At 68.9% G+C, this 23,327-nt stretch carries 20 protein-coding genes and 1 other RNA gene; 14 read left to right on the forward strand and 7 right to left on the reverse strand.

Annotation, left to right across the window (positions count from 1 at the left end; all coding sequences use genetic code 11):
* Positions 1–3 precede the first annotated feature (3 nt).
* Both G6N57_RS17940 and G6N57_RS17945 read right to left on the reverse strand, forming a co-directional pair.
* Positions 4–504, reverse strand: coding sequence for a low molecular weight protein-tyrosine-phosphatase (locus G6N57_RS17940; RefSeq protein ID WP_077741195.1), 501 nt, complete (start codon positions 502–504; stop codon positions 4–6).
* Positions 497–1,174 carry an HAD-IA family hydrolase gene (locus G6N57_RS17945; RefSeq protein ID WP_077741194.1) on the reverse strand — a complete coding sequence of 226 codons (678 nt, stop codon included), beginning with the start codon at positions 1,172–1,174 and terminating at the stop codon, positions 497–499. The genes G6N57_RS17940 and G6N57_RS17945 overlap by 8 nt, the downstream gene beginning before the upstream one ends.
* Before the next feature lie 113 nt (positions 1,175–1,287).
* Here G6N57_RS17945 and cobC point away from each other — a divergent pair, with 113 nt between their 5' ends.
* The 4 genes from cobC to G6N57_RS17965 are packed head-to-tail and all read left to right on the forward strand — an operon-like array spanning position 1,288 to position 5,231.
* Positions 1,288–2,250 (forward strand): Rv2231c family histidinol phosphate aminotransferase CobC, encoded by a 963-nt coding sequence (cobC, locus tag G6N57_RS17950; RefSeq protein ID WP_234815814.1) that lies wholly within the window; start codon positions 1,288–1,290, stop codon positions 2,248–2,250.
* Positions 2,247–3,380, forward strand: coding sequence for a Nif3-like dinuclear metal center hexameric protein (locus tag G6N57_RS17955; RefSeq protein WP_077741192.1), 1,134 nt, complete (start codon positions 2,247–2,249; stop codon positions 3,378–3,380). The genes cobC and G6N57_RS17955 overlap by 4 nt, the downstream gene beginning before the upstream one ends.
* Before the next feature lie 28 nt (positions 3,381–3,408).
* On the forward strand, positions 3,409–4,137 hold the full coding sequence (locus G6N57_RS17960) for a zinc ribbon domain-containing protein (RefSeq protein ID WP_077741191.1): 729 nt from the start codon (positions 3,409–3,411) through the stop codon (positions 4,135–4,137).
* Entirely contained in the window at positions 4,134–5,231 is a 1,098-nt protein-coding gene (locus G6N57_RS17965) for a bifunctional RNase H/acid phosphatase (RefSeq protein ID WP_077741190.1), read from the forward strand. The genes G6N57_RS17960 and G6N57_RS17965 overlap by 4 nt, the downstream gene beginning before the upstream one ends.
* Here the strand turns inward: G6N57_RS17965 and G6N57_RS17970 are convergent, their stop codons facing one another.
* Entirely contained in the window at positions 5,232–5,813 is a 582-nt protein-coding gene (locus G6N57_RS17970; RefSeq protein WP_077741189.1) for a type II toxin-antitoxin system RelB family anti-toxin, read from the reverse strand. It abuts the gene before it with no gap.
* 47 nt (positions 5,814–5,860) lie between these two features.
* Between G6N57_RS17970 and G6N57_RS32250 the strand changes: the two genes are divergently transcribed.
* Together G6N57_RS32250 and G6N57_RS17980 are read left to right on the forward strand one after the other, a co-directional pair.
* Entirely contained in the window at positions 5,861–7,414 is a 1,554-nt protein-coding gene (locus G6N57_RS32250; protein ID WP_097926342.1) for an SAM-dependent methyltransferase, read from the forward strand.
* Positions 7,415–7,451: 37 nt separating this feature from the next.
* Positions 7,452–8,741, forward strand: a complete 1,290-nt coding sequence (locus G6N57_RS17980; RefSeq protein WP_077741188.1) for a DUF222 domain-containing protein — start codon at positions 7,452–7,454, stop codon at positions 8,739–8,741.
* On the opposite strand, the gene G6N57_RS17985 is transcribed toward G6N57_RS17980, so the two are convergent.
* Both G6N57_RS17985 and G6N57_RS17990 read right to left on the reverse strand, forming a co-directional pair.
* Positions 8,738–9,157: a VOC family protein gene (locus tag G6N57_RS17985; RefSeq protein ID WP_036449402.1), complete on the reverse strand. Its 420-nt coding sequence runs from the start codon at positions 9,155–9,157 to the stop codon at positions 8,738–8,740. The genes G6N57_RS17980 and G6N57_RS17985 overlap by 4 nt on opposite strands.
* 9 nt (positions 9,158–9,166) lie before the next feature.
* The gene (locus G6N57_RS17990; RefSeq protein WP_019346860.1) at positions 9,167–9,619 is read right to left on the reverse strand and encodes a helix-turn-helix transcriptional regulator; all 453 of its coding nucleotides are present in this window, start codon (positions 9,617–9,619) and stop codon (positions 9,167–9,169) included.
* Positions 9,620–9,648: 29 nt separating this feature from the next.
* Here G6N57_RS17990 and rnpB point away from each other — a divergent pair.
* Positions 9,649–10,034, forward strand: an RNA gene (gene rnpB / locus G6N57_RS17995) — RNase P RNA component class A.
* A gap of 10 nt (positions 10,035–10,044) precedes the next feature.
* On the opposite strand, the gene G6N57_RS18000 is transcribed toward rnpB, so the two are convergent.
* Positions 10,045–11,538, reverse strand: a complete 1,494-nt coding sequence (locus tag G6N57_RS18000; RefSeq protein WP_077741187.1) for a CYTH and CHAD domain-containing protein — start codon at positions 11,536–11,538, stop codon at positions 10,045–10,047.
* Between the two features lie 162 nt (positions 11,539–11,700).
* On the opposite strand from G6N57_RS18000, the gene G6N57_RS18005 reads away from it, so the two are divergent.
* Both G6N57_RS18005 and G6N57_RS18010 read left to right on the forward strand, forming a co-directional pair.
* Positions 11,701–12,399: a TetR/AcrR family transcriptional regulator gene (locus G6N57_RS18005; protein ID WP_077741186.1), complete on the forward strand. Its 699-nt coding sequence runs from the start codon at positions 11,701–11,703 to the stop codon at positions 12,397–12,399.
* 10 nt (positions 12,400–12,409) lie between these two features.
* Positions 12,410–13,195, forward strand: a complete 786-nt coding sequence (locus G6N57_RS18010) for an enoyl-CoA hydratase/isomerase family protein (RefSeq protein WP_036449408.1) — start codon at positions 12,410–12,412, stop codon at positions 13,193–13,195.
* Positions 13,196–13,263: 68 nt separating this feature from the next.
* On the opposite strand, the gene panB is transcribed toward G6N57_RS18010, so the two are convergent.
* On the reverse strand, positions 13,264–14,121 hold the full coding sequence (gene panB / locus G6N57_RS18015) for a 3-methyl-2-oxobutanoate hydroxymethyltransferase (RefSeq protein ID WP_077741185.1): 858 nt from the start codon (positions 14,119–14,121) through the stop codon (positions 13,264–13,266).
* Positions 14,122–14,278: 157 nt separating this feature from the next.
* On the opposite strand from panB, the gene G6N57_RS18020 reads away from it, so the two are divergent.
* The 5 genes from G6N57_RS18020 to G6N57_RS18040 all read left to right on the forward strand — a co-directional run bounded on the left by G6N57_RS18020 (position 14,279) and on the right by G6N57_RS18040 (position 23,283).
* Positions 14,279–15,670: a WS/DGAT/MGAT family O-acyltransferase gene (locus G6N57_RS18020; RefSeq protein WP_077742014.1), complete on the forward strand. Its 1,392-nt coding sequence runs from the start codon at positions 14,279–14,281 to the stop codon at positions 15,668–15,670.
* 64 nt (positions 15,671–15,734) lie between these two features.
* Complete coding sequence (locus G6N57_RS18025) at positions 15,735–17,249, forward strand: alpha/beta hydrolase (RefSeq protein ID WP_234815807.1); 1,515 nt, start codon at positions 15,735–15,737, stop codon at positions 17,247–17,249.
* Between the two features lie 88 nt (positions 17,250–17,337).
* Entirely contained in the window at positions 17,338–18,849 is a 1,512-nt protein-coding gene (locus G6N57_RS18030) for an alpha/beta hydrolase (RefSeq protein WP_077742013.1), read from the forward strand.
* 51 nt (positions 18,850–18,900) lie between these two features.
* Positions 18,901–20,241 carry a type I glutamate--ammonia ligase gene (gene glnA, locus G6N57_RS18035; RefSeq protein WP_036449413.1) on the forward strand — a complete coding sequence of 447 codons (1,341 nt, stop codon included), beginning with the start codon at positions 18,901–18,903 and terminating at the stop codon, positions 20,239–20,241.
* Positions 20,242–20,277: 36 nt separating this feature from the next.
* On the forward strand, positions 20,278–23,283 hold the full coding sequence (locus G6N57_RS18040; RefSeq protein WP_097925856.1) for a bifunctional [glutamine synthetase] adenylyltransferase/[glutamine synthetase]-adenylyl-L-tyrosine phosphorylase: 3,006 nt from the start codon (positions 20,278–20,280) through the stop codon (positions 23,281–23,283).
* Positions 23,284–23,327 lie beyond the last annotated feature (44 nt).

Genomic DNA, 23,327 nt, shown 5'->3' on the forward strand with positions numbered 1-23,327 from the left:
AGGCTAGGTCTCCTCGAGGACTTTCCGCTCCGCGAGCGCCTCGTCGACCCAAGCGTGCAGCCCGGGCAGGGACGCCTCGATCACGGTGAACACGTCTTCGAAATCGGCCTTGCCGCCGTAGTACGGATCCTCGACATCGAGGGCGTGCGCGCCCGAGCGTGGGTCGAACGAGCGCAGCATGCGCAGCCGATCGCCCGTGACACCCAGGTCGGTGAGGATGCGCAGATGGTTGCGGCCGAGTGCGACGACCAGGTCGGCGCCGAGATGGTCGTCGCAAACCTGGGCGGCGACGTGATCGCTGGGATAGCCGCGTTCACGCAACACCAGGCAGGCACGTTCGTCGGCGCCGTCTCCGGCATGCCAGCCGCCGGTGCCGCCGCTGGTCACCCGGACCACGTCGGCCAAGCCGCGCTCGTTGATCTGGTGGGCGAACATCTTCTCGGCCATCGGGGACCGGCAGATGTTGCCCGAGCACACGAACGTGACATGCAGCAGCTCAGACACCGAGCACCTCCCGAAGTGCGGTGACGTCGTCGACATGGGCGTGTGCGGCGACCGCGGTGGGACCGGTGAAATCGGAGGCGCCGTAGCCCCAGCCGACCACGACGGTGTCGATGCCGTGCTGGGCCGCACCCTCGACGTCGTGCATCCGGTCACCGACCATCAGGACGCGCTCCGGCAGGGGCCGCAGCTGGGCCAGCGCATGGGCGACCACGTCGGCCTTGGCTGCCCGGACACCGTCGGGGCTGGCCCCGGCGATGACCTCGAAGTAGCCGTCCAGGCCGAAATGCTCGAGGATGCGGCGCGCGGTGGGTTCGGCCTTCGACGTCGCCACGGCCAGCCGCACCCCGGCGGCCCGCAGATCGGCCAGCAATGCCTCGACACCGTCGAACAGGCTGTTCATCGCCCAGCCGCGGCTCGTGTAATCGGCGCGGTAGGCCGCGATCGCGGCATCGGCATCGAAGCTCGTCTCGCCCAGGCTCAAGGCCTGCAGCGTCTCGTGCATCGGCGGGCCGACGATGCGTCCGGCCAGGTCACCGTCGGGCACACCGGCACCCACGTGGGCCAGCGCGTGACGGAAACTCGACACGATTCCGGCCGCCGAATCGGTCAGGGTGCCATCGAGGTCGAACAGCACCAGCTGCGGTCGGGTGAGTTCCAGCGTGTCAGTCACGTGCCCATTCTCCCGTATGCCGCGGGCAGTCCTCCGACCACTAGTGTCGTGCTGTGCCAAACCCACCCCGCGCAGGCGCCCGCTACCACGGCGACCAGGCCGCATTGCCGGGCATGCTGGACTTCGCGGTCAACGTCCGTCCCGGTGGTCCGCCGTCCTGGCTGACCGACCGGCTCGCGGCCCGGTTGCCGGACCTGGGCAGCTACCCGAGTGCGGCCGACCAGCGCCGCGCGGTGGAGGCCGTGGCCGCGCGCCACGACCGCGCGGCGGACGAGGTGGCCCTGCTGGCGGGTGGGGCCGAGGGATTCGCGCTGCTGGCCGGACTGCGCCCGCGGCTGGCCGCACTGGTGGCCCCGTCGTTCACCGAACCCGAGGCGGTGCTGGCGGCGGCTGGGGTGCCGATCGAGCACGTGGTACTCCCGTACCCATTTACCTTGGCCGAGGCCGACGTGCCCGCCGAGGCGGACCTGGTGGTGGTCGGCAATCCGACCAATCCGACCGGCGTGCTGCACCGCCGCGACGAGATCCTGGCGTTGCGACGGCCGGGCCGGCTGCTGGTGGTGGACGAGGCGTTCGCCGACGGCATTCCCGGTGAAGCCCAGACCCTGGCGGGTGAACCGCTGCCCGACGTATTGGTGCTGCGCAGCCTGACGAAGACCTGGGCGCTGGCGGGGTTGCGGGTCGGATACGCTCTCGGCGCGCCCGAGGTGCTGGCCCGGCTCACCGCGCCGCGTCCGCACTGGCCGCTGGGCACGCTGCAACTGGAGGCCATCGCCGCGGCCAGCAGTCCTGAAGCGGTCGCCGCGGCCGACGCCGCGGCGCAGCGCCTCGCCGATTTGCGTGCCGCGATGGTTGCCGGGCTCGCCGGGCTCGGGCTGGGCGTTGTGGCCGGTGACGCGCCATTTGTCCTGTTCACGGTGCCCGACGCGGAGCTGATGCGAAAACATCTGGAAAGCAAAGGCATTGCGGTACGCCGTTGCGATACGTTCGTGGGCCTGCCGGAGAATTACCTGCGTGCCGCGGTGCGGCCGGAATGGCCCGCACTCATCGACGCCATGACGGAGGTGCTGCAATGAGCGGGCGAACGGCCGGGGTGCCGTTGGCGGAGGTGATCGCCGCGCTGGACGCCGCATACCCGCCGCACCTGGCCCACGACTGGGATTCGGTCGGCCTGGTGTGCGGCGATCCCGACGAACCGGTCGAATCGGTGACGATCGCTGTCGACGCGACCGAGGCCGTGGTCGACGAGGTGCCCGAGCGCGGACTGCTGCTGGCGCACCACCCGCTGCTGCTGCGCGGCGTGGACACCGTCGCGGCCGACACCGCCAAGGGCGCCCTGATCCACCGGCTGATCCGCACCGGACGAGCCCTGTTCACCGCGCACACCAACGCCGACGCAGCCTCGCCCGGCGTGTCCGACGCGCTCGCCGAGGCGCTGGGCCTGACCGTCGACGCGGTGCTGTCGCCGGCGGCATCCGGCCCCGACCTCGACAAATGGGTCGTGTTCGTGCCGGCCGGGGACACCGCCGCGGTGCGCGAGGCATTGTTCGCCGCGGGTGCCGGGCGCATCGGCGACTATTCGCACTGCAGCTGGAGTGTGCCGGGGACCGGGCAGTTCCTGCCGCACGACGGCGCCGCCCCGGCGATCGGGGAGGTGGGCACCGTCGAGCAGGTGGCCGAGGACCGCGTGGAGGTGATCGCTCCCGCGAGGCTGCGCGCCGCCATCCTGTCGGCCCTGCGCGCCGCGCATCCCTACGAGGAACCCGCCTTCGACATCTTCGCGCTGGCCCCGATCCCCGGTGACGTGGGCATCGGCCGGATCGGCGAGCTGGATCAACCGATTCCGTTGTCGGCCTTCGCATCCCGGGTGCGAGCGGCATTGCCGGCCACCTCGTGGGGGGTGCGGACCTCGGGAGATCCCGAGGCCGTGGTGTCGCGGGTCGCGGTGTGTGGGGGAGCCGGCGATTCGCTGCTGGGCACGGTGGCCCGGGCCGGCGTACAGGCTTATGTGACATCGGATTTGCGGCATCACCCGGCCGACGAGCACCGCCGGTCCTCTTCGGTCGCGCTGATCGACGTGGCGCACTGGGCCACCGAGTTCCCATGGTGTGCCCAGGCTGCCGGGGTGCTGCGCGGGCAGTTCGGTGCCGCCTTAGAGGTGCGGGTGTCATCCGTGCGCACCGACCCGTGGAACGTCGAGTGCTGATCGCTACCAACAACATGAAAGTCAGGGCATGAAAGCCGAAGTAAAACAACAACGTTCGCTTCTCGCGCTGACCGAGGTCGATGCCGAGCTCGGACGGCTGGCGCACCGCGCGAAGAACCTGGCCGAACAGAAGAAGGTGGACGAGGCGCAGGCCGAGCACGCCGCGGCCAGCGACGGGGTGGGCGTGCTGGGTATCGCGCTGGAGGACCTGGAAGCCCAGGTGAGCAAGCTCGAGAGCGAGATCGACTCGGTACGCCAGCGTGAGGACCGGGACCGGGCACTGATCGACGGCGGCACGGTGGCCGCCAAGCAGGTCGCCGAGATCCAGCACGAACTGGAAACGTTGCAGCGCAGACAATCCAGCCTGGAGGACTCCTTGCTGGAGCTCATGGAGCGGCGCGAGGAACTGTCGGGCCGGCAGGCCGAGGCCCTGCAACGCATCGACGATCTGCAGACCGCCCTGTCCGCGGCGCAGCAGGCTCGCGATGCCGCACTGGTGGAGATCGACCAGGCCAAGCATCAGGCGGCGACCCGGCGCGAAGGCCTGGTCGGCCTCATCGATCCCGAACTGGTCGCGCTCTATGAGCGTCTGCGCGCCCGGGGCGGCGCGGGGGCAGGGCTGCTCCAGGGCCGGCGCTGCGGTGCCTGCCGGATCGAGATCGATCGCGGTGAGAGCGCCCGGATCGCCGCGGCCGCAGAAGATGACGTGCTGCGCTGCCCCGAATGCGGGGCGATCCTCCTGCGGATCAAGCAGTGAAGGTTCTCGTCGAAGCCGACGGCGGGTCCCGGGGCAATCCCGGCCCGGCCGGCTACGGCGCCGTCGTGCTCGATGCCGACCACGACGCGGTGCTGGCCGAGCGCAGGGAGGCGATCGGCCGGGCCACCAACAACGTCGCCGAATACCGCGGCCTGATAGCGGGTTTGGCCGCGGCCGCCGAGCTGGGCGCGGCGGAGGTGGCCGTGTCGATGGATTCCAAGCTCGTCGTGGAACAGATGTCGGGACGTTGGAAGGTCAAGCATCCCGATCTGATTCCGCTGCACCGCCAGGCCGCCGAACTGGCCGCAGGCTTCGAGCGGGTCAGTTACTCGTGGATCCCGCGGGAGCGCAACAGCCACGCCGACCGGTTGGCCAACGAGGCCATGGATGCCGCAGCCGGGATTCTCGGCGAGACGTCGGTACCGGAACCTGTTGTCGCCGAGAAGCCGACGCTGTCGGCGCCCGGGTGGACCGGTGCCACCGGGGCACCTACCCGGTTGTTGCTGTTGCGGCACGGCCAGACCGAATTGTCCGTCAGCCGGCGCTATTCGGGCCGCGGCAACCCGGCACTGACCGAAGAGGGGCGCAGGCAGGCCGACGCCGCGGCGCGCTATCTGGGAGCGCGAGGCGGGATCTCGGCGGTGGTCACCTCGCCACTGGGACGGGCGTACGAGACGGCGACAGCGGCGGCCAAGGCGCTGGGCGTCGATGTCCGCGTCGACGACGATCTGATCGAGACGGACTTCGGTGAGTGGGAAGGGCTGACGTTCGCCGAAGCGGCGCAACGGGATCCGGAACTGCACCGGCGCTGGCTGCGGGACACGAGCGTCGAGCCGCCCGGTGGCGAGAGCTTCGACGCGGTGGCCCACCGGGTCCGTCGGGCGCGTAACCGGATCATCGCCGACTACGGTCCGGCAACGGTTCTGGTGGTCTCCCACGTGACGCCGATCAAGACGATTCTGCGGCTCGCACTCGATGCCGGCGAGGGCATTCTGTACCGGCTGCATCTGGATCTGGCCTCGCTGTCGATCGCCGAGTTCTACGACGACGGCGGATCGTCGGTGCGGTTGGTGAACCAGACCGCCTATCTGTAGTCAGGCGTGCAGATGTAACTGCTCGCCGTGCGGGCCGAAGATGGTGATCGCCTCGACCGGGCCGTCGACCACCCCGAACCAGTGCGGTGTCCACGTCGAGAACTCCACGGCCTCACCGGGATTGACGACGAAGTCTTGTTCACCCAGGATCAGCCGGAGCTGCCCGGACAGCACGTACATCCAGTCGCGCCCCTCGTGCACCGGGAATTCGGCGGGGGGCTTGCGGCGCTTGGCGCTGATCCGGATCTTGTAGGCGTGCAAGCCGGCCGCCGGGCCTTGCCGGGTCAGGGGCCAATAGGTGATGTTGTGATGGGTGTGTGAGCTGCCGGTGACCCGGGGGTCCTCGGCCTGCGGCGGGCGCAGCAACTCGTCGGTGGTCACCGAGAGTGCAGCGGCCAACCGGGGCAGATGGTCCAGAGCCAGGCGGCGCTTGCCCGATTCCAGCCGGCTCAGGGTCGAGACGTCGATCTGTGCGCGGCGTGCGACGTCCTCCAGGGTGAGCCCGCGTTGTGCCCGCAGCTCGCGCAGCCGGCTGCGGACCAGGGTGTCGATGTCTTCAGGTTGGGCAGCATTTGCCTCCATGGCAAATTAGCTTGGCACTTTGCCATGTATTGGGCAAGCTCGACGGCATGGAGAACATCTGGGATTGCGTCATCGTCGGCGGCGGTGCGGCCGGTCTGAGTGCGGCGCTCGTGCTGGGCCGGGCCCGGCGGCGCGTACTGCTCGTCGACGCGGAGAATCAGAGCAACCTGGCCGCACACGGCATCGGCGGCCTGCTGGGCAGCGACGGGCGCCCGCCCGCCGATCTGTATGCGGCCGGCCGCTCGGAACTGGCCGCGTACCCCACGGTGGAGGTACGCACCGGCGAGGTCGTACGCGGAGAGCCAGGATTCATGCTTGAGCTCGCCGACGGAACTCGTGAGCAGGCCAGGACGGTGCTGCTGGCCACCGGCATGGAATACCGGGGGCCGCACCTCGACGGACTCGAAGAGCTATGGGGCCGTTCGGTTTTCCACTGCCCGTTCTGCCATGGCTGGGAAATGCGGGATGCCCCGGTCGCGGTGATCGCCCAGGGTGACCGTGCCGTGCACTCGGCGTTGATGATGCGCGGCTGGACCGAGGATCTGGTGGTGCTGACCAACGGGGACAGCGGGCTGGACGACGCACAGGTCAAGCAACTCGACGCGGCAGGCATCGGGGTCGACGAGCGGCCGATCGCCCGACTCGTCGCGCACGACGGCGAACTGACCGCCGTCGCCTTCACCGACGGCACCACGATGGCGCGGCGCGGTGCGCTCGTCGCCGCCACACTGCACCAGCGCTCACCGCTGGCCGCGCACCTCGGCGCCGTTTCGGCGCCCGGGCCGATCGCCGCCGACGCGCTCGTCGTCGACGGGTTCGCCCGCACCTCGGTGCCCGGATTGTTCGCCGCGGGTGACCTCGGTGCCCAGCTCCCACAGGTCGCCACGGCCGTGGCCTCGGGCAGTCAGGCAGGCGCCGCCGTCGTACAGCACCTGCTCGGCGAAGACGTCGGGCTCCCAGTGCCGCCGTGGCCCGCCCAGACGGCCGTCACCGCCCAGTACTGGGAACGGCACTACGGTCAGCGCGGCCGCATCTGGAGCGGACGCGTCAACGCTCAGCTGGCCAAGATCGCCGCCGACCTGCCCGCGGGTCGGGCGCTGGATCTGGGCTGCGGTGAGGGCGGCGACTCCGTCTGGCTGGCCGAACAGGGCTGGCAGGTCACAGGAGTCGACGTCTCCGACACCGCCCTCGCCCGCGCGGCCGCCGAAGCGCGGGAACGGGGCGTGGCCGACCGCATCACGTTCGAACGCCACGACCTGTCCGAGAGCCTGCCCGACGGACGCTTCGACCTGGTCTCGGCCCAGTTCCTGCAATCGCCGATCGCCATGGACCGCGCCGGGGTGCTGCGCCGGGCCGCCGGTGCGGTGGCCGAAGGTGGTCTGCTGGTCATCGTCGATCACGGTGCCGCTCCGCCCTGGGCCCCTGAGCATGTCCGGAGATTCGCGTTCCCCAGCGCCGACTCGGTGGTCGACTCGCTGAACCTCGATGAGGCGCAATGGGAGCGGGTCCGGGTGGGAACCGATGAGCGGGAGGCCACCGGCCCGGACGGGCAGCGCGGCACCCTGATCGACAACGTGATGGTGCTGCGGCGGGTGGGTTGAGCCGGACTTGTCGTACCGGTGTGGCATAGTCGAAAGCATGTTCGATATCGCGGCATTGGCCCAGGTCAATACGCATGCCGACGAGGCTGAGCTACACCGGCGGATCGAGGAACTCGAACGGGCCAAGTCGGCTGCGGCTGCCGGCCAGGCCCGGTGCGCGGCCTTGTTGGACGAGAAGCGCCGGGCCGACGAGGCGGCGGCGCGGGTGCCGAGGGCCAAACGAGGTCGTGGGGTGGCCTCGGAGATCGCGCTGGCTCGCCATGATTCGCCGACATGTGGCAGTCGGCATCTCGGCTTCGCCAAGGCGTTGGTGTACGAGATGCCGCACACGTTGGCCGCGCTTGAGTCCGGGGTGCTGTCGGAATGGCGGGCGACCTTGATCGTGCGGGAGTCGGCATGCCTGACGGTCGAGGATCGCCGGGCGCTGGATGCCGAGATGTGTGGCGATGTCACCAAGCTTGACGGTCTGGGGAACGCGCGGATCGAGGCGGAAGCCAAGAAGATCGCCTATCGGCTGGATCCGCAGGCATTCGTCGACCGGATGGCGAAGGCCGCAGAGGATCGAAATGTGTGGGTCCGGCCGGCGCCCGACTGTATGGCACGTGTCACGGTGTTGTTGCCGATGCAGAAGGGCGTCGGTGTGTACGCGGCGCTGAAGAGATCTGCGGACACGACGTTCGACGGCCGGACCCGCGGCCAGGTGATGGCCGACACGGTGTACGAGCGCGTGACGGGCCGTCCCGCCGACGTGCCGGAGCCCGTGGCGGTCGGCCTGGTGCTGTCCGACCAGACGCTGTTCGGCGACGACGAGAACCCGGCCGTGGTCGAGGGATACGGGCCCGTTCCGGCGTCGGTGGCCCGCTCCCTCGTGAGTGACGCGGTGGCCGACGAGCGGTCCCGGGCGACGCTGCGACGGCTCTACCGGCATCCGGCATCCGGCGCGTTGGCGGCGATGGAGTCGCGGTCGCGGCTGTTCCCCAAAGCGCTGGCCCAATTCATCGGGTTGCGGGACCAGACCTGCAGAACCCCGTACTGTGATGCGCCGATCCGTCACCACGACCACGCGCGACCCCATGCCGGCGGCGGTCCGACCAGTGCGCTCAACGGTCTGGGGGAGTGCGAACGCTGCAATTACGTCAAAGAATCACCCGGGTGGTCGGTGACGACAACTGACGAGAACGGTGTGCACACAGCCGAATTCGTCACCCCGACCGGGGCGGCGTACCGGTCCACCGCCCCGCCGCCACCCGGGCCCATCGAGCACTACGAGAGCGTGACCGAGCTGCGGGTCGCGATCGAGTTCGCGCGCTGCGCGCCCGCGGCCTAGTCGGTGCGCTGAGTCAGCCGGACGCTGTTGCCCGACGGATCCCGGAAACCGGAGTCGATGCCGTAGGGCATCTGGTTCGGCGGCTCGGTGAACTCGACGCCCCGGGCGGTCAGCTCCTCGTAGCTCTTCTGACAGTCGTCGGTGGTCAGAAACACCGTGCCGGCGAAGCCTTTTGCGGTCAGGTCCTGGACCTGTTTGCGGGTCTGTTCATCCATCACCGGCTCACCGGGCACGGCCATCAACACGATGCCCACATCGTCCTGCCCGGGCGGACCGACCGTCACCCACCGGAAGTCACCCATCTCCTCCGGAAACGAAACGTCCTCGCGCACTTCCATTCCCACCTTCTCGGTCCAGAACTTCAGCGCGACTTCCTGATCGTGAACCCACAGATGCGTGTAAGCGATTTTCATCATGAGCAGACGCTACGTCCGCTCCGGCCCGGCCGTCTTCTCCGTTTGTGCTGTCTTGGCCCGGCCGGTATGCGGACGCCGGGTATCGCGCGCCAGGATGCAGCTGGGCACCGGGGCGCGCAGCATGGCCGGCGGCAGGCTGGCCCGGTAGGCGGCCGGCGGCTTGCCGTACACCCGCGCGAAGTTCGTGGTGAACGAACCGACGCTGTGCAGGCCGACCATCACACAGATGTCCGCGACCGAACGGTCGGTGTTGCGCAGCAGCGCCGCGGCCCGCTCGAGGCGCCGGCTCTGCAGGTAGGCCCGCGGCGACTCGCCGAAGGTGCGGGTGAACATCCGGCTGAAGTGGGCCCGGGACAATCCGGCGGCTGCCGCGAGATCGTCGACGGTGATCGGATCCGCATAACGGGCGTCCGCGAGGTCCTTCGCGCGGAGCAAATATCGTGCCGGTGGCACCTGTGCCATGAAAATAAGGGTACGGTGATCAGCGCGAACGAGTTGGCTGGGCGGCCGCGGCACCGGTGCAAACCGGGGTCGAGGAAAGTCCGGACTTCACAGAGCAGGGTGATTGCTAACGGCAATCCGAGGTGACTCGCGGGAAAGTGCCACAGAAAACAGACCGCCAGAAATGGTAAGGGTGAAACGGTGCGGTAAGAGCGCACCAGCACCCCGGGTGACCGGGGTGGCTAGGCAAACCCCACCCGAAGCAAGGCCAAGAAGGCCGCAACCTGGTTGCGGTCGCGCAGGCGCCTGAGGGCTGCTCGCCCGAGCCTGCGGGTAGGCCGCTTGAGGCACCCGGCGACGGTGTGTCCAGATGGATGGTCGCCATCTCACCCTCCGGGGTGAGAGACAGAATCCGGCTTACAGGCCAACTCGTTCGCCCCAGCCCCTCAGTGGGCCTTGCGCACGGCCTTGTCCAGCTTCTTGAGCGCATCCTGCAGCAAGGCCCGGCTGTGCTGCGCCAGGTCGTCCTCTTGCTGATACAGCAGCCCGTAGGTGAAGGTGTCCTCGCCCGCGGCATGTGCGGCATCGGCCTGGGTGCTCAGATGAGCCTTGCTCACCACACTGTCCTGATGGTCGCCGAGCAGGGTCTGGATGGTCTTGGCCCGGTCGGACACCTTGTCGGCCCCCGTCGCCGCTGCGGTGTAGCGAAGCCGCTTGGCGCCCTTGCGGATTCGATGCAGCGCCTCGTCCTTCTCCTCGGCGCTGGCCTCGGCATCGGTGTCGGCCGCGGCAGCTGTCTTGGCCGCCTTGCGAACCCGCTTGTACGCGGCGTCGATGCTCACCGAAGACTTTGCGGCGTCTGCGGATTCCGGCTGCTCGGCGTTCACCAACTCCTCGAGCGCGTCCAGCAGGCGGAAGTAACGCTGTGAGCGCATCGCCAGCAGGGAACGCCGCCAGCCCGCGGCATAGCGGCGGTTGGCGCCCTCGACCAGGCGCTGGCGCACCGGTCCGCGGATCAACTCGGCGGGCATCTCGTCGAGCGCATGCTGATAGCGCTCGGCCAGAACCTCGGCATCACGGGCCACGCCCAGCACGGCGGCCAGTGCACGCAGCTCGTCGAGGACCCAGCCGTCGTCGTCGAGCCCGAAGGCGTCCTTCGACTCCTGCAGCAGGCTGCGGATCTTGCGGGTGGTCACCCGCATCTGATGGACCGAGTCGTACGCGTCCGCGCGCACCGCACGGTCCCATACCAGCAGCGCTTCGAACTGCTCGGCGATGGCGCGGTGCACCGGATCGGCCGGGGGAGCAGGCGCGGGTGCGGTGTCGGTGCCGAGCACCTTGGCCAGCTTCGAGCCGTGTGCGGCCGGTTCCGCTCCGGCATCCGCCAGCCGGTTGGCCAGCCGATCCATCAGGTCATCGGGCATGTCGGCGGCGAGCAACTCCAGCTCCCACTCCCGCCAGCGCTGTTCTTCGCCGTCGATGGCCGAAGCCGTCACCCGGTCATCGCAGAATTCGGCCAGGGCGGTCCCGTCGTCGCCGTGCAACACCTCGACGCTGCGCTGGGTGCTGATCCTGGCGACCGGGGACAGCGGGCGGTCCCGCACGATGGCGAGCACGATGTCCCGCAGATCCTCGGGCACGGTGTCGGTCGCCGTGCCCAGCGGGGCGCGCACCTCGGTGCGGGTGTCGACTCCGGCCGGGAGCTTCAGGTGCCAACCCGCGTCGGGACCGCCGGTGCGGCGCCGCAACGTGATGCGGTGCGCGGCCAGGTCGCGATCCGGGGTATCGAAATACACCGCATCAAGCTGTTGGGTTCCGGTGCGGGCCACCTCGGCGATGGCCGACAGGCCTTCGAACGAGGGCGAGACGGTGTTCTCGGTGACCGCGAACTTCCGCTCGATTTCGGTGTACCTCGCGGTCTTGGATTTGCCGGGGGCCATAGTCACCTTCGCTGTGCACCGGAGGCGGGAGATCGGATGGCACCAGCGTGCCATATTCAGGTGGGTGTCACGACCGGTGTCTGGTCACAGCAACATCAAGACTTGACGCGCCGTCCACCACGCTGTCGGCCATGTTCGCCTGCGTCTCCTACTGTTGCTGGCATGGCGGCTGAGACGACACCGGCGAACGCCGCTACCGGACGCGGACGCCCGCGGCTGGAGCGGCCACGCCGACCGGGCACGACCGCCCGCGAACAGATTCTCGACGCCGCCGCGGAGCTGTTCACCACCCACGGCTACGCCAGCACCTCGACCCGGCGTATCGCCGACGAGGTCGGGGTCCGGCAGGCCTCGCTGTACCACCATTTCGCCACCAAGGACGACATCCTCGACGCGCTCCTGGCCGGCACCGTCGACAATGCCCTGCAGCTGGGCGTCGAGCTGCTCGACAGCGCGGGGCCGGCGGTCCAGCGCCTGCACACGCTCGCCGTCGCAGATGCCCACCAACTGTGCGCGAGCCGCTGGAACCTCGGTGCCCTGTATCTGCTGCCCGAGCTGCGCACCGACCGGTTCGAACCGTTCCGCCGGCGCCGCGCCGAGCTGCGCGAGGTGTACCGCAAGCTGTCGGAATCGGTGATCGCCGAATGCGCAGGCCCACCCGATGCCGCTGACCTGCCGTTCCGATTGGTGGAATCGGTGGTCAACAGCCGCTCGGACGATGTCGAGGGCGCACCGTCGCAACCCTGGGTGATCGGGGAGGGCGCCCTGCGGATCCTCGGGTTCGGCGGCGACTTCGGCCCACTGGTGGCCGCTACCGCAGCCCGGCTGGGCGTGCGACCGCCGCAAACCCCGGCCCGCTAGAGTTCGGGCCGTGACCGAGCCCACCTATGAAGCCATCTCGTTCGAGCAGTCCGGCGCCGTCGCGCGCATCACGCTGAACCGCCCGGACGCGGCGAATGGCATGAACGACACCATGACTCGCGAACTGGCCGACGCCGCCCGGCGCTGCGACACACCCGGGACCAAGGCAGTGGTGCTGACCGGTGCGGGCCGGTTCTTCTGCGCCGGCGGCGACCTGAAATCTTTCGCCACCGCGCCCGACCGCGGCCGTTTCATCAAGGGCGTCGCCGACGACCTGCACCAGGCCATCTCGTCGTTCGCCCGGATGGACGCCGTACTGATCACCGCGGTGAACGGCACCGCCGCCGGCGCCGGATTCAGCCTCGCGGTGACCGGCGACCTGGTCTTGGCCGCCGAGTCCGCCACTTTCACCATGGCCTACACCAAGGTGGGCCTGAGCCCCGACGGCAGCGCCTCCTACCACCTGCCTCGACTGGTCGGCCTGCGCCGGGCCCAGGAGCTCATCCTGACCAACCGCACGCTCACGGCCGCCGAGGCGCAGGACTGGGGCCTGGTCACCGAGGTGGTCGCCGGCGACGAACTCGACGCCCGGGCCACCAAACTGGCCGAACAGGTCGCGGCGGGATCGGGCGGATCCAACGGTGCGGTCAAGTCACTGCTGGTGTCCTCGTTCAAGAACAGCCTCGAAGAGCAGATGGCCGCCGAAGCCCGGTTCATCGCCGAGCGGGCCAACTCCGCCGACGGCCGCGAAGGTGTCGACGCATTCCTGGCCAAGCGCAAGCCCGACTTCGCCTAGCGCCGAACAGACACAAAACTGCCCCAAAAATCAGAGTTTTGGGGCAGTTTGCGTCTGCTCGCGAGCGATCAGTAACTGTGCTCCTCGGCCGGGAACACCCCGGTCGCCACATCGTGGGCGTATTGCGTTGCCGCACGGCTCAGTTCGCCGCCCACGTCACCAAAGCGCTTGACGAACTTGGCGGTCTTGCCGCTGGTGAGTCCGGCCATGTCCTGCCAGACCAGCACCTGGGCATCGCAATTCGGGCCGGCACCGATGCCGACCGTGGGGATCGTCAGCTTGCCGGTGATCTGGGTGGCCAACTCGGCGGGCACCATCTCCAGCACCACCGCGATGGCACCGGCTTCCTGCACGGCGATCGCGTCGTGGATGGTCTGCTCGGCGGCGTCACCGCGGCCCTGGACGCGGAACCCGCCCAGCCCGTTCACGCTCTGCGGAGTGAAGCCGATGTGGGCCACCACCGGGATGCCTGCGGCCGACAGCGTCGCGATCTGCTCGGCCATCCGCTCACCGCCCTCGAGCTTGACCGCCTGCGCGCCCGTCTCCTTCATGAACCGGGTGGCGGTGGCCAGCGCCTGCTGAGGGCTGGACTCGTAGCTGCCGAAGGGCAGGTCGGCGACCACAAGGGCGTGCGGGGCGCCCTTGACGACCGCGCGGGCCAATGGGATCAGCTCGTCGATCGTGATCGGCACGGTGGTGTCGTAGCCGTACACGACGTTTGCCGCCGAATCGCCCACGAGCAACACCGGAATGTCGGCCTCGTCGAACACCCGTGCGCTGGAGTAGTCGTAACAGGTGAGCATCGCCCACTTGTGGCCTTCGGACTTCCACTTCTGCAGCGTCAGCGTGCGGACCTTGGTGCGCGGCTTGGAGGCCACGGCCTCTGCGGCCGAATCGGAAGCACCATAAACAGACTGTTCAGACATCGTCGTCCCTTGTGATGGTCGGTTCGATCCTCGAGGCCGCCTGGCGGTCCCCGGGTTCGTCGGACATCTGCCAGTCTGCCACCGCGGAGAATGAAGGCAAAAGCGACGTTCGAGTGGATTTCCTCACAGTTTGCGCGCCGCGACCTACCATCAGCGCATGCAACGGCTCAGTGGACTCGACGCCAGCTTCCTCTACCTCGAAACGGCCGCGCAGCCCATGCACGTGTGCTCGGTGCTCGAACTGGACACCTCCACCATGCCGGGCGGCTACACGTTCGACCGGATGCGTGACGAACTCTCGTTGCGGATCAAGGCCATGCCGCACTTCCGGGAGAAACTGGCCGACAGCCGGTTCAACCTCGACCACCCGGTGTGGGTGGAAGACAAGGACTTTGACGTCAACCGGCACTTGCACCGGATCGGACTGCCCGCGCCCGGCGGGCGCGCCGAGCTGTCCGAGATCTGCGGTCACATCGCTTCGCTGCCGCTGGACCGGACCCGGCCGCTGTGGGAGATGTGGATCATCGAGAACGTCGCAGGTACCGACGCGCACGAGGGCGGCAGGCTGGCGCTGATGACGAAGATCCACCACGCCGGGGTCGACGGGGTGACCGGGGCCAACCTGATGTCGCAGCTGTGCACCACCGAAGCCGACGCGCCGCCGCCGGATCCGGTGGACGGGGTCGGCACCGCCTCCAGCGCCGAGATCGCCATCAGTGGAGCGCTCAAGTTCGCCGCGCGCCCGCTCAAGCTGGCCAACGTGCTGCCCACCACCGCGACGACGGTCGTCGACACCGTGCGCCGGGCGTTCAACGGCCAGGCGATGGCGGCGCCGTTCAACGCCCCGAAAACCGCGTTCAACAGCAATATCACCGGCCATCGAAGCGTCGCGTTCGCCCAGTTGGACCTCGAGGACATCAAGACCGTAAAGAACCACTTCAACGTCAAGGTCAACGATGTGGTGATGGCGCTGGTGTCCGGCGTGCTGCGCACCTTCCTGCACGACCGCGGTGAACTGCCGGACAGCTCGCTGGTCGCGATGGTGCCGGTGTCGGTGCACGACCGGTCCAACCGACCCGGCCGCAATCAGGTGTCGGGGATGTTCTCCAAGCTGGAGACCACCATCGAGAATCCGGCCGAGCGACTCATGGCCATCGCCGCCTCGAATTCGGTTGCCAAACAACACAGTTCCGCGATCGGCGCGACGCTGCTGCAGGACTGGACCCAGTTCGCGGCACCGGCGGTGTTCGGCGCCGCGATGCGGGTGTACGCGGCCAGCCGGCTGTCCGGGGCCAAGCCCGTCCACAACCTCGTCATCTCCAACGTGCCCGGGCCCCAGGACCCGCTGTACCTGTTGGGTTGCGAGGTCAAGGCCATGTACCCGCTCGGCCCGATCTTCCACGGATCGGGTCTCAACATCACCGTGATGTCGCTGACCGGGATGCTCGACGTCGGCATCATGTCGTGCCCGGAATTGCTGCCTGACCTGTGGGATATGGCCGACGATTTCCACGTCGCGCTCGACGAACTGCTCGCCGCTACCCGATAGCGTCCCCGCGCGTCGCGATAGGCCGGGCCTGCGGCGATGTCACGTCATGGCAGCATGGTCAGCCATGAAGTTCAGGATGAGGTTCGGCGCGCTGCTGGCGGTGACGGCGGTGGCCGCGGCGGGCTGCACCCAGGTGGTCGACGGGGAAGCCAAGATCGCGGTCCCGCGGCCCGGCACGCCGGTGCAATGGCTGCCGTGCAATGCCGGCTCGGGTGATCACGTGCAGATCCCCGACAACGCCGAATGCGGGATGCTCTCGGTGCCGGTCGACTACTCCAAACCTGAAGGCGAAGTCGCGCGGCTGGCGATGATCCGCTTCCCGGCCGCGGGCCAGAAGATCGGCTCGCTGGTGATCAACCCCGGCGGCCCCGGCGAATCCGGGGTGGAATCAGCCGTCTCGCTGCTGTCCGGTCTGCCGCAGGTGGTCAAGGACCGCTTCGACATCGTCGGCTTCGACCCCCGCGGTGTCGGATCCTCGACACCGGCGGTCTGGTGCAACTCCGACGACGACAACGACCGGCTGCGCGCCGACCCGACGGTGGAGTACACCCCCGAAGGTGTCGAGCACCTGGAGAACGAGACCAAGAAATTCGTCGACCGCTGCGTCGAAAAGATGGGCAAGGAGTTCCTGGAGAACGTCGGCACCGAGAACGTCGCCAAGGACCTCGACGCGATCCGGGTCGCCCTCGGCGACGACAAGCTGACCTACCTGGGTTACTCCTACGGCACCCGCATCGGCGCGACCTACGCCGAGCAGTTCCCGGAGAAGGTCCGGGCGATGATCCTCGACGGGGCGGTCGATCCCAACGCGGATCCGGTGGAGGAAGACATCCGCCAGGCCGCCGCGTTCCAGAAGGCCTTCGACGACTACGCCGCCGACTGCACCAAGAATCCCGACTGCCCCCTGGGCACGGATCCGGCCAAAGCCGTCGAGGTTTACAAGAGCCTGATCGATCCGCTGGTGGAGCACCCGGCCAAGACGCGCGATTCGCGCGGACTGAGCTACAGCGACGCCACCGTGGGCACGATCCTGCCGCTGTACTCGCCGAACCTGTGGCGGCACCTGACCGACGGCCTGACCGGGCTCAAGAACGGCAACGGCGATGTGATGCTGGCTTTGGCCGACCTCTACATGGGCCGAGATGCCAAGGGCCACTACAACAATTCCACCGACGTACGGGTCGCGGTCAACTGCGTGGACAAGCCCGCCATCACCGACCGGGCCACGGTCGTCGAGGAGGACCGACGGGCCCGCGAGGTGGCGCCGTTCATGAGCTACGGCGAATTCACCGGGCACGCGCCGCTGGGCACCTGTGCGTTCTGGCCGGTACCCCCGACCAGTAAGCCGCACGAGATCTCGGTGAAGGGCCTGCCCCCGACGTTGATCGTCTCGACCACCAACGACCCGGCCACGCCGTACCAGGCCGGTGTCGACCTGGCCCGCCAGCTCGGCGGCACGCTGGTGACCTTCGAGGGCACCCAGCACACCGTGGTGTTCCAGGGCAACAAGTGCATCGACGACCTCGCCGCCACCTACCTCGTCGACGTGACGGTTCCGCCGCCGGGGACCCGCTGCTGACTGATCCGGCCGGGTAGGTCACCGGATGGTCTCCGGCCGATTGCTGGTCGGCCTCGGGCACAGACCCGGTGCGGGTCGGCGTGCGACCATGACTGCCGTGCGGTGGGCGGGCGGGGCGGGACGTGTTTTGGCGGTGGCGCTGCTCGGCGCTACCGCCGTGGTCTGTCCCGTCGCGCAGGCTGCACCGGAATCGGGGCCGGAATGGGGAAGCTGCGCCCGCTGGGTGCAGGATCCGGCCAGGATCCCGACCGCGCAGTGCAGCACCGTCGCGGTACCGCTGGATTGGAACGCGCCGGATCCTCAAGGCGCGCAAGCGCAATTGGCGGTCATCCGGATACCGGCCAGCGGTCAGCGGATCGGCGCGCTGTTCATCAACCCGGGCGGTCCTGGCGCATCGGCGGTGAACACGGTGGCCGGGATGGGTGCCGCGCTGGCCGGCTCCCCGCTCACCGATCATTTCGACCTGGTCGGCTTCGACCCGCGGGGCGTCGGGCACTCCACGCCGGAGTTGCGCTGCCGCACCGACGCCGAGATCGACGCCTACCGCCGCGAACCGATGGCCGATTACAGCCCGGCCGGAGTCGCCCACATCGAAGACGTCTACCGACAGTTCGCCCAGCAGTGCCTGGACCGCATGGGCGCACCGTTCTTGGCCAACGTCGGTACCGCCTCGGCGGTGCGCGACATGGACGCGGTGCGGGCCGCGTTGGGGGAGGAGCAGATCAACTATCTGGGCTTCTCCTACGGCACCGAGCTCGGCGGCGCATACGCCGAACAGTTCGGCGACCGGGTGCGCACCATGGTGCTCGACGGGGCCGTCGACCCTAGCCAGGACCCGATCACCAAGAACATCCGCCAGCTCGAGAGCTTCCAGAAGGCGTTCGACACCTACGCCGCCGACTGTGCGAAATCGACCGACTGCCCGCTCGGCACCGATCCCGCTCAGTTCGTCGGCCGGTTCCAGCGGCTGGTCGATCCGCTGGTGACGACGCCGGGCTCCACCTCCGACCCGCGCGGACTCGGCTACGCCGACGCGATCACCGGTACCGGCAACGCCCTCTATTCAGCGCGGTACTGGCCCTACCTGACCAGCGGGCTGCTCGGGCTGACCCGCGGCACCGACGCAGGTGACCTGCTGCTGCTCGCCGACGACTACTGGCATCGCGACGAATCCGGGCACTACCAGAACCTGCAGGATGCGTTCACCGCGATCCGCTGCGTCGACTCGCCGTTCCCCACCGATCCGGCGGTGTGGGCCGAGGCCGACCAACGCCTGCGGGCCGTGGCCCCGTTCATGTCCTACGGCGAATTCACCGGCTATGCGCCGCGCGACATCTGCGCGCTGTGGCCGGTGCCTGCGACGTCGTCTCCGCACCCGGTCACCGGCCCCGGGCCGGGCAAGGTCGTGGTGGTGTCCACGACCGGGGACCCGGCCACGCCGTATCAGGCCGGGGTGGATCTGGCCCGGCAAATGGGCGCGGCGCTGATCTCCTTCACCGGAACCCAACACACCGTGGTGTTCAACGGAGACGCCTGTGTGGACACCGCGGTGCTGAATTTCTTCGTCGACCAGACCTCGCCGGGCGATCTCTCCTGCTAACTCTTGCAGGCTCGTAACACAGAATTAACAGCCGATGCCTACGCTGCGCTCATGGACCGCCAGAAGGAATTCGTGCTGCGCACCCTGGAGGAACGCGATATCCGGTTCGTTCGGTTGTGGTTCACCGACGTCCTCGGCTACCTCAAGTCGGTAGCGATCGCGCCCGCCGAACTCGAAGGTGCCTTCGAGGAGGGCATCGGTTTCGACGGATCCTCGATCGAAGGATTCGCCCGCGTCTCGGAGTCCGACACCGTGGCCCGGCCCGACCCGTCGACCTTCCAGGTGCTGCCCTGGACGACCAGCGCCGGCAAGCACTACTCGGCACGCATGTTCTGCGACATCACCATGCCGGACGGCTCGCCGTCGTGGGCTGACTCCCGGCACGTGCTGCGGCGCCAGTTGGCCAAGGCCAGCGACCTCGGCTTCACCTGCTACGTGCATCCCGAGATCGAGTTCTTCCTGCTGCAGCCCGGCCCCGACGACGGATCGGTGCCCGTACCGGCCGACAACAGTGGCTATTTCGACCAGGCTGTGCACGATTCGGCCCCAAACTTCCGCAGGCACGCCATCGAGGCCCTGGAGCAGATGGGCATCTCGGTGGAGTTCAGCCACCACGAGGGCGCACCCGGCCAGCAGGAGATCGACCTGCGCTACGCCGACGCCCTGTCGATGGCCGACAACGTGATGACCTTCCGCTATCTGGTCAAGGAAGTCGCCTTGGCGGACGGCGTCCGCGCGTCGTTCATGCCCAAGCCGTTCGGCGAGCACCCCGGCTCGGCGATGCACACGCACATGAGCCTGTTCGAAGGTGATACCAACGCCTTCCACAGCCCCGACGACCCGCTGCAGCTCTCAGATGTGGCCAAGTCCTTCATCGCGGGCATCCTGGAGCACGCCAGCGAGATCAGCGCCGTCACCAACCAGTGGGTGAACTCCTACAAGCGCCTGGTGCACGGCGGCGAAGCGCCCACCGCGGCCTCGTGGGGCGCGGCCAACCGCTCGGCGCTGGTGCGCGTGCCGATGTACACCCCGCGCAAGGCCTCCTCGCGGCGCGTCGAGGTCCGCAGCCCCGACTCGGCATGCAACCCCTACCTGACCTTCGCGGTCCTGCTGGCCGCCGGTCTGCGCGGCGTCGAGAAGGGCTACGTGCTGGGTCCGCAGGCCGAGGACAACGTCTGGAGCCTGACGCCCGAGGAGCGGCGCGCCATGGGCTACCGCGAGCTGCCGTCCAGCCTGGGCAATGCCCTGGAAGCCATGGAGAACTCCGAGCTCGTCGCGGAAGCGTTGGGGGAGCACGTATTCGACTACTTCCTGCGCAACAAGCGCGCGGAGTGGGAGAACTACCGCAGCCACGTCACTCCCTACGAGCTGAAGAACTACCTGTCGCTCTGACTCGGCGGCACTGCTCGCTGGTCGTGCGCTACCGTCGTGAACGTGCCGAAGCCTGCAACCGATCGCCCGAAACTGCCCAGCGTCGGTCGGCTCGGTCTGGTGCATCCGCAGGCGTCCGCGCACCTGGAACAGCTCGGCTGGAACACCGAGTCGCACGTCGAGTTGCTGTGGTCGCTGTCTCGGGCCCCGGACGCCGACATCGCCCTGCTGTCGATGGTGCGGCTGACCGATGCGCTCGAATCCGGGGCGGACGAGCTCAACCGCCAACTGCTGACCGACCGGGCGTTGCGGGGCCGGCTGTTCGGGGTGCTGGGATCCTCCCTGGCCCTCGGCGACCACCTCATCGCCCACCCGCAGTCGTGGCGGTTGCTCGCAGGCGATGTCGTACTCCCCGGTGTCGAGGAGCTGCACGGCATCTTCACCGCCGCTGCCCGCGTTGCTGAGATCGACAGGGGCACAAGCAGTGCCGTGCCGGCACTGCGAGACCTCTACCGCGACCATCTGCTGGTCCTGGCCGCGCTCGACGTGGCGTCCACCGTCGAGAACGAGCCGGTGCTGCCCTTCGTCGACGTCGCCGCGCACCTGTCCGACCTGGCCGACGCCGCGCTGGGCGCCGCACTGACCGTCGCCACCCGGGTGGTGTGCGAGGACGGCAACGAACCCCGGCTGGCGGTCATCGCCATGGGCAAATGCGGTGCGCGCGAGCTGAACTACGTCAGCGACGTCGACGTCATCTTCGTCGGCGAGGCGATCGCCGAGGGCGACGGCGACGACAACCTCGCCACCGCGACCCGGGTCGCCGGCGAGATGATGCAGTTCGCCGGCGAAGCGTTCTTCGAGGTCGATGCCGCGCTGCGCCCCGAAGGCAAACGCGGCCAGCTGGTCCGGACGCTGGAATCCCACATCGCCTACTACCAGCGCTGGGCGAAAACCTGGGAATTCCAGGCACTGCTCAAGGCGCGTCCCGCCGCGGGCGACGCCGAACTCGGCAAGGCCTACATCGATGCCCTGATGCCGATGGTGTGGACCGCCTGCGAGCGTGAGGATTTCGTGCCCGAGGTGCAGGCCATGCGCCGCCGCGTCGAGGAACTCGTCCCGGCCGGGGTGCGGGCCCGCGAGCTCAAACTCGGCACCGGCGGCCTGCGCGACGTCGAATTCGCCGTCCAGCTCCTGCAATTGGTGCACGGACGCAATGACGACTCACTACATGTGGCGTCCACCGTCGACGCGCTGGCCGCCCTCGGTGAGGGCGGGTACATCGGGCGCGACGACACCGCCAACATGACCGCGTCCTACGAATTCCTGCGACTGCTCGAACACCGGCTGCAGCTGCAGCGGCTCAAGCGCACCCACATGCTGCCCGACGACGGCGACGACGAGGCCTACCGCTGGCTGGCCCGGGCCGCGCACGTGCGCCCCGACGGCCGCCACGACGCCCAGGGCGTACTGCGCGAGGAACTCAAACGGCAGAGCATGCGGGTGTCGCGTCTGCACGCCAAGCTCTTCTACCAGCCGCTGCTGGAATCGGTGGGCCAGCCGGCGGTCGGCATCGGCGCCGGGATGAGCACCGAGGCGGCCGAACGACAGCTCGCCGCACTGGGTTACGAGGGGCCGCAGAGCGCGCTGACCCACCTGGCGGCCCTCACCGGTCAGAGCGGCCGGCGCGGCACGGTGCAGCAGGTGCTGCTCCCGACGCTGCTCGACTGGCTGTCGGACACCCCCGACCCGGACGCCGGCCTGCTGGCCTACCGCCGGATCAGCGACGAACTGGCCGAACAGCGCTGGTACCTGTCGACCCTGCGCGACGAGGGGGCCGTGGCCAAGCGGTTGATGCGGGTGCTCGGCACCTCGGCCTACATCCCGGAACTGCTGATGCGGGCCCCCGAGGTGATCCAGCTCTACGCCGACGGGCCCAACGGGCCCAAACTGCTCGACGGCGATCCGGACAGCGTGGCCCGCGCACTGGTGGCCTCGGCCGGACGGCACCCGGACCCGGTGCGCGGCATCGCGGCCGCGCGCACGCTGCGCCGTCGGGAGCTGGCCCGCATCGCCTCGGCGGACGTGCTGGGCCTGCTCGAGGTGACCGACGTGTGCAAGGCATTGACTTCGGTGTGGGTCGCGGTGCTGCAGGCCGCCCTGGATGCCGTGATCCGGGCCAACACACCCGAATCCGGTGTGCCCGCGCGCATCGCGGTCATCGGCATGGGCCGCCTCGGCGGCGGCGAGCTCGGATACGGCTCCGATGCCGACGTGATGTTCGTGTGTGAGCCCGCCTCGGGCGTCGAGGATTCGGCCGCCGTGCGCTGGTCGATGAGCATCGCCGAACAGGTAAGGGGCCTGCTGGGGACACCGAGCGCCGATCCGCCGCTCGAGGTCGACACCGGGCTGCGCCCCGAGGGCCGAAACGGGCCCCTGGTCCGCACGCTGGCCTCGTATGCGACCTATTACGAGCAGTGGGCCCAGCCGTGGGAGATTCAGGCCCTGCTGCGGGCGCATCGCGTCGCAGGCGATCTGGAACTCGGCGATCGGTTCCTGCTCATGGCCGACAAGACCCGTTATCCCTCCGGCGGGGTATCGGCGGAAGCCGTTCAGGAGATCCGGCGGATCAAGGCGAGGGTGGACGCCGAACGCCTGCCGCGCGGCGCCGATCCCAACACGCACACCAAGCTGGGGCGTGGCGGGCTGGCCGACATCGAATGGACCGTGCAGCTGCTGCAACTGCGCTACGCGCACAAGGTGCCCGCGCTGCACAACACCTCGACCTTGCAGACGCTCGACGCGATCGGGGCGGCCGAGCTGGTCGCCGAGAGTGACGTCGAGCTGCTGCGCGATGCCTGGTTGACGGCAACCCGGGCGCGCAACGCCCTGGTGCTGGTGCGCGGCAAGCCCACCGATCAGTTGCCCGGGCCGGGCCGTCAGCTCAATGCGGTGGCCCTGGCGGCTGGTTGGGGCAGCGACGACGGTGGGGAGTTCCTGGACAATTACCTGCGGGTGACGCGGCGGGCCAAGGGTGTGGTCCGGAAGATTTTCGGCGGGGAGTAGTGCCCCGCGTGTAGGACGTCGCAGTGCGTGATGTTAATAAGGGC

It is taken from the genome of Mycolicibacterium boenickei (assembly GCF_010731295.1).
Taxonomy (GTDB): Bacteria; Actinomycetota; Actinomycetes; order Mycobacteriales; family Mycobacteriaceae; genus Mycobacterium; species Mycobacterium boenickei.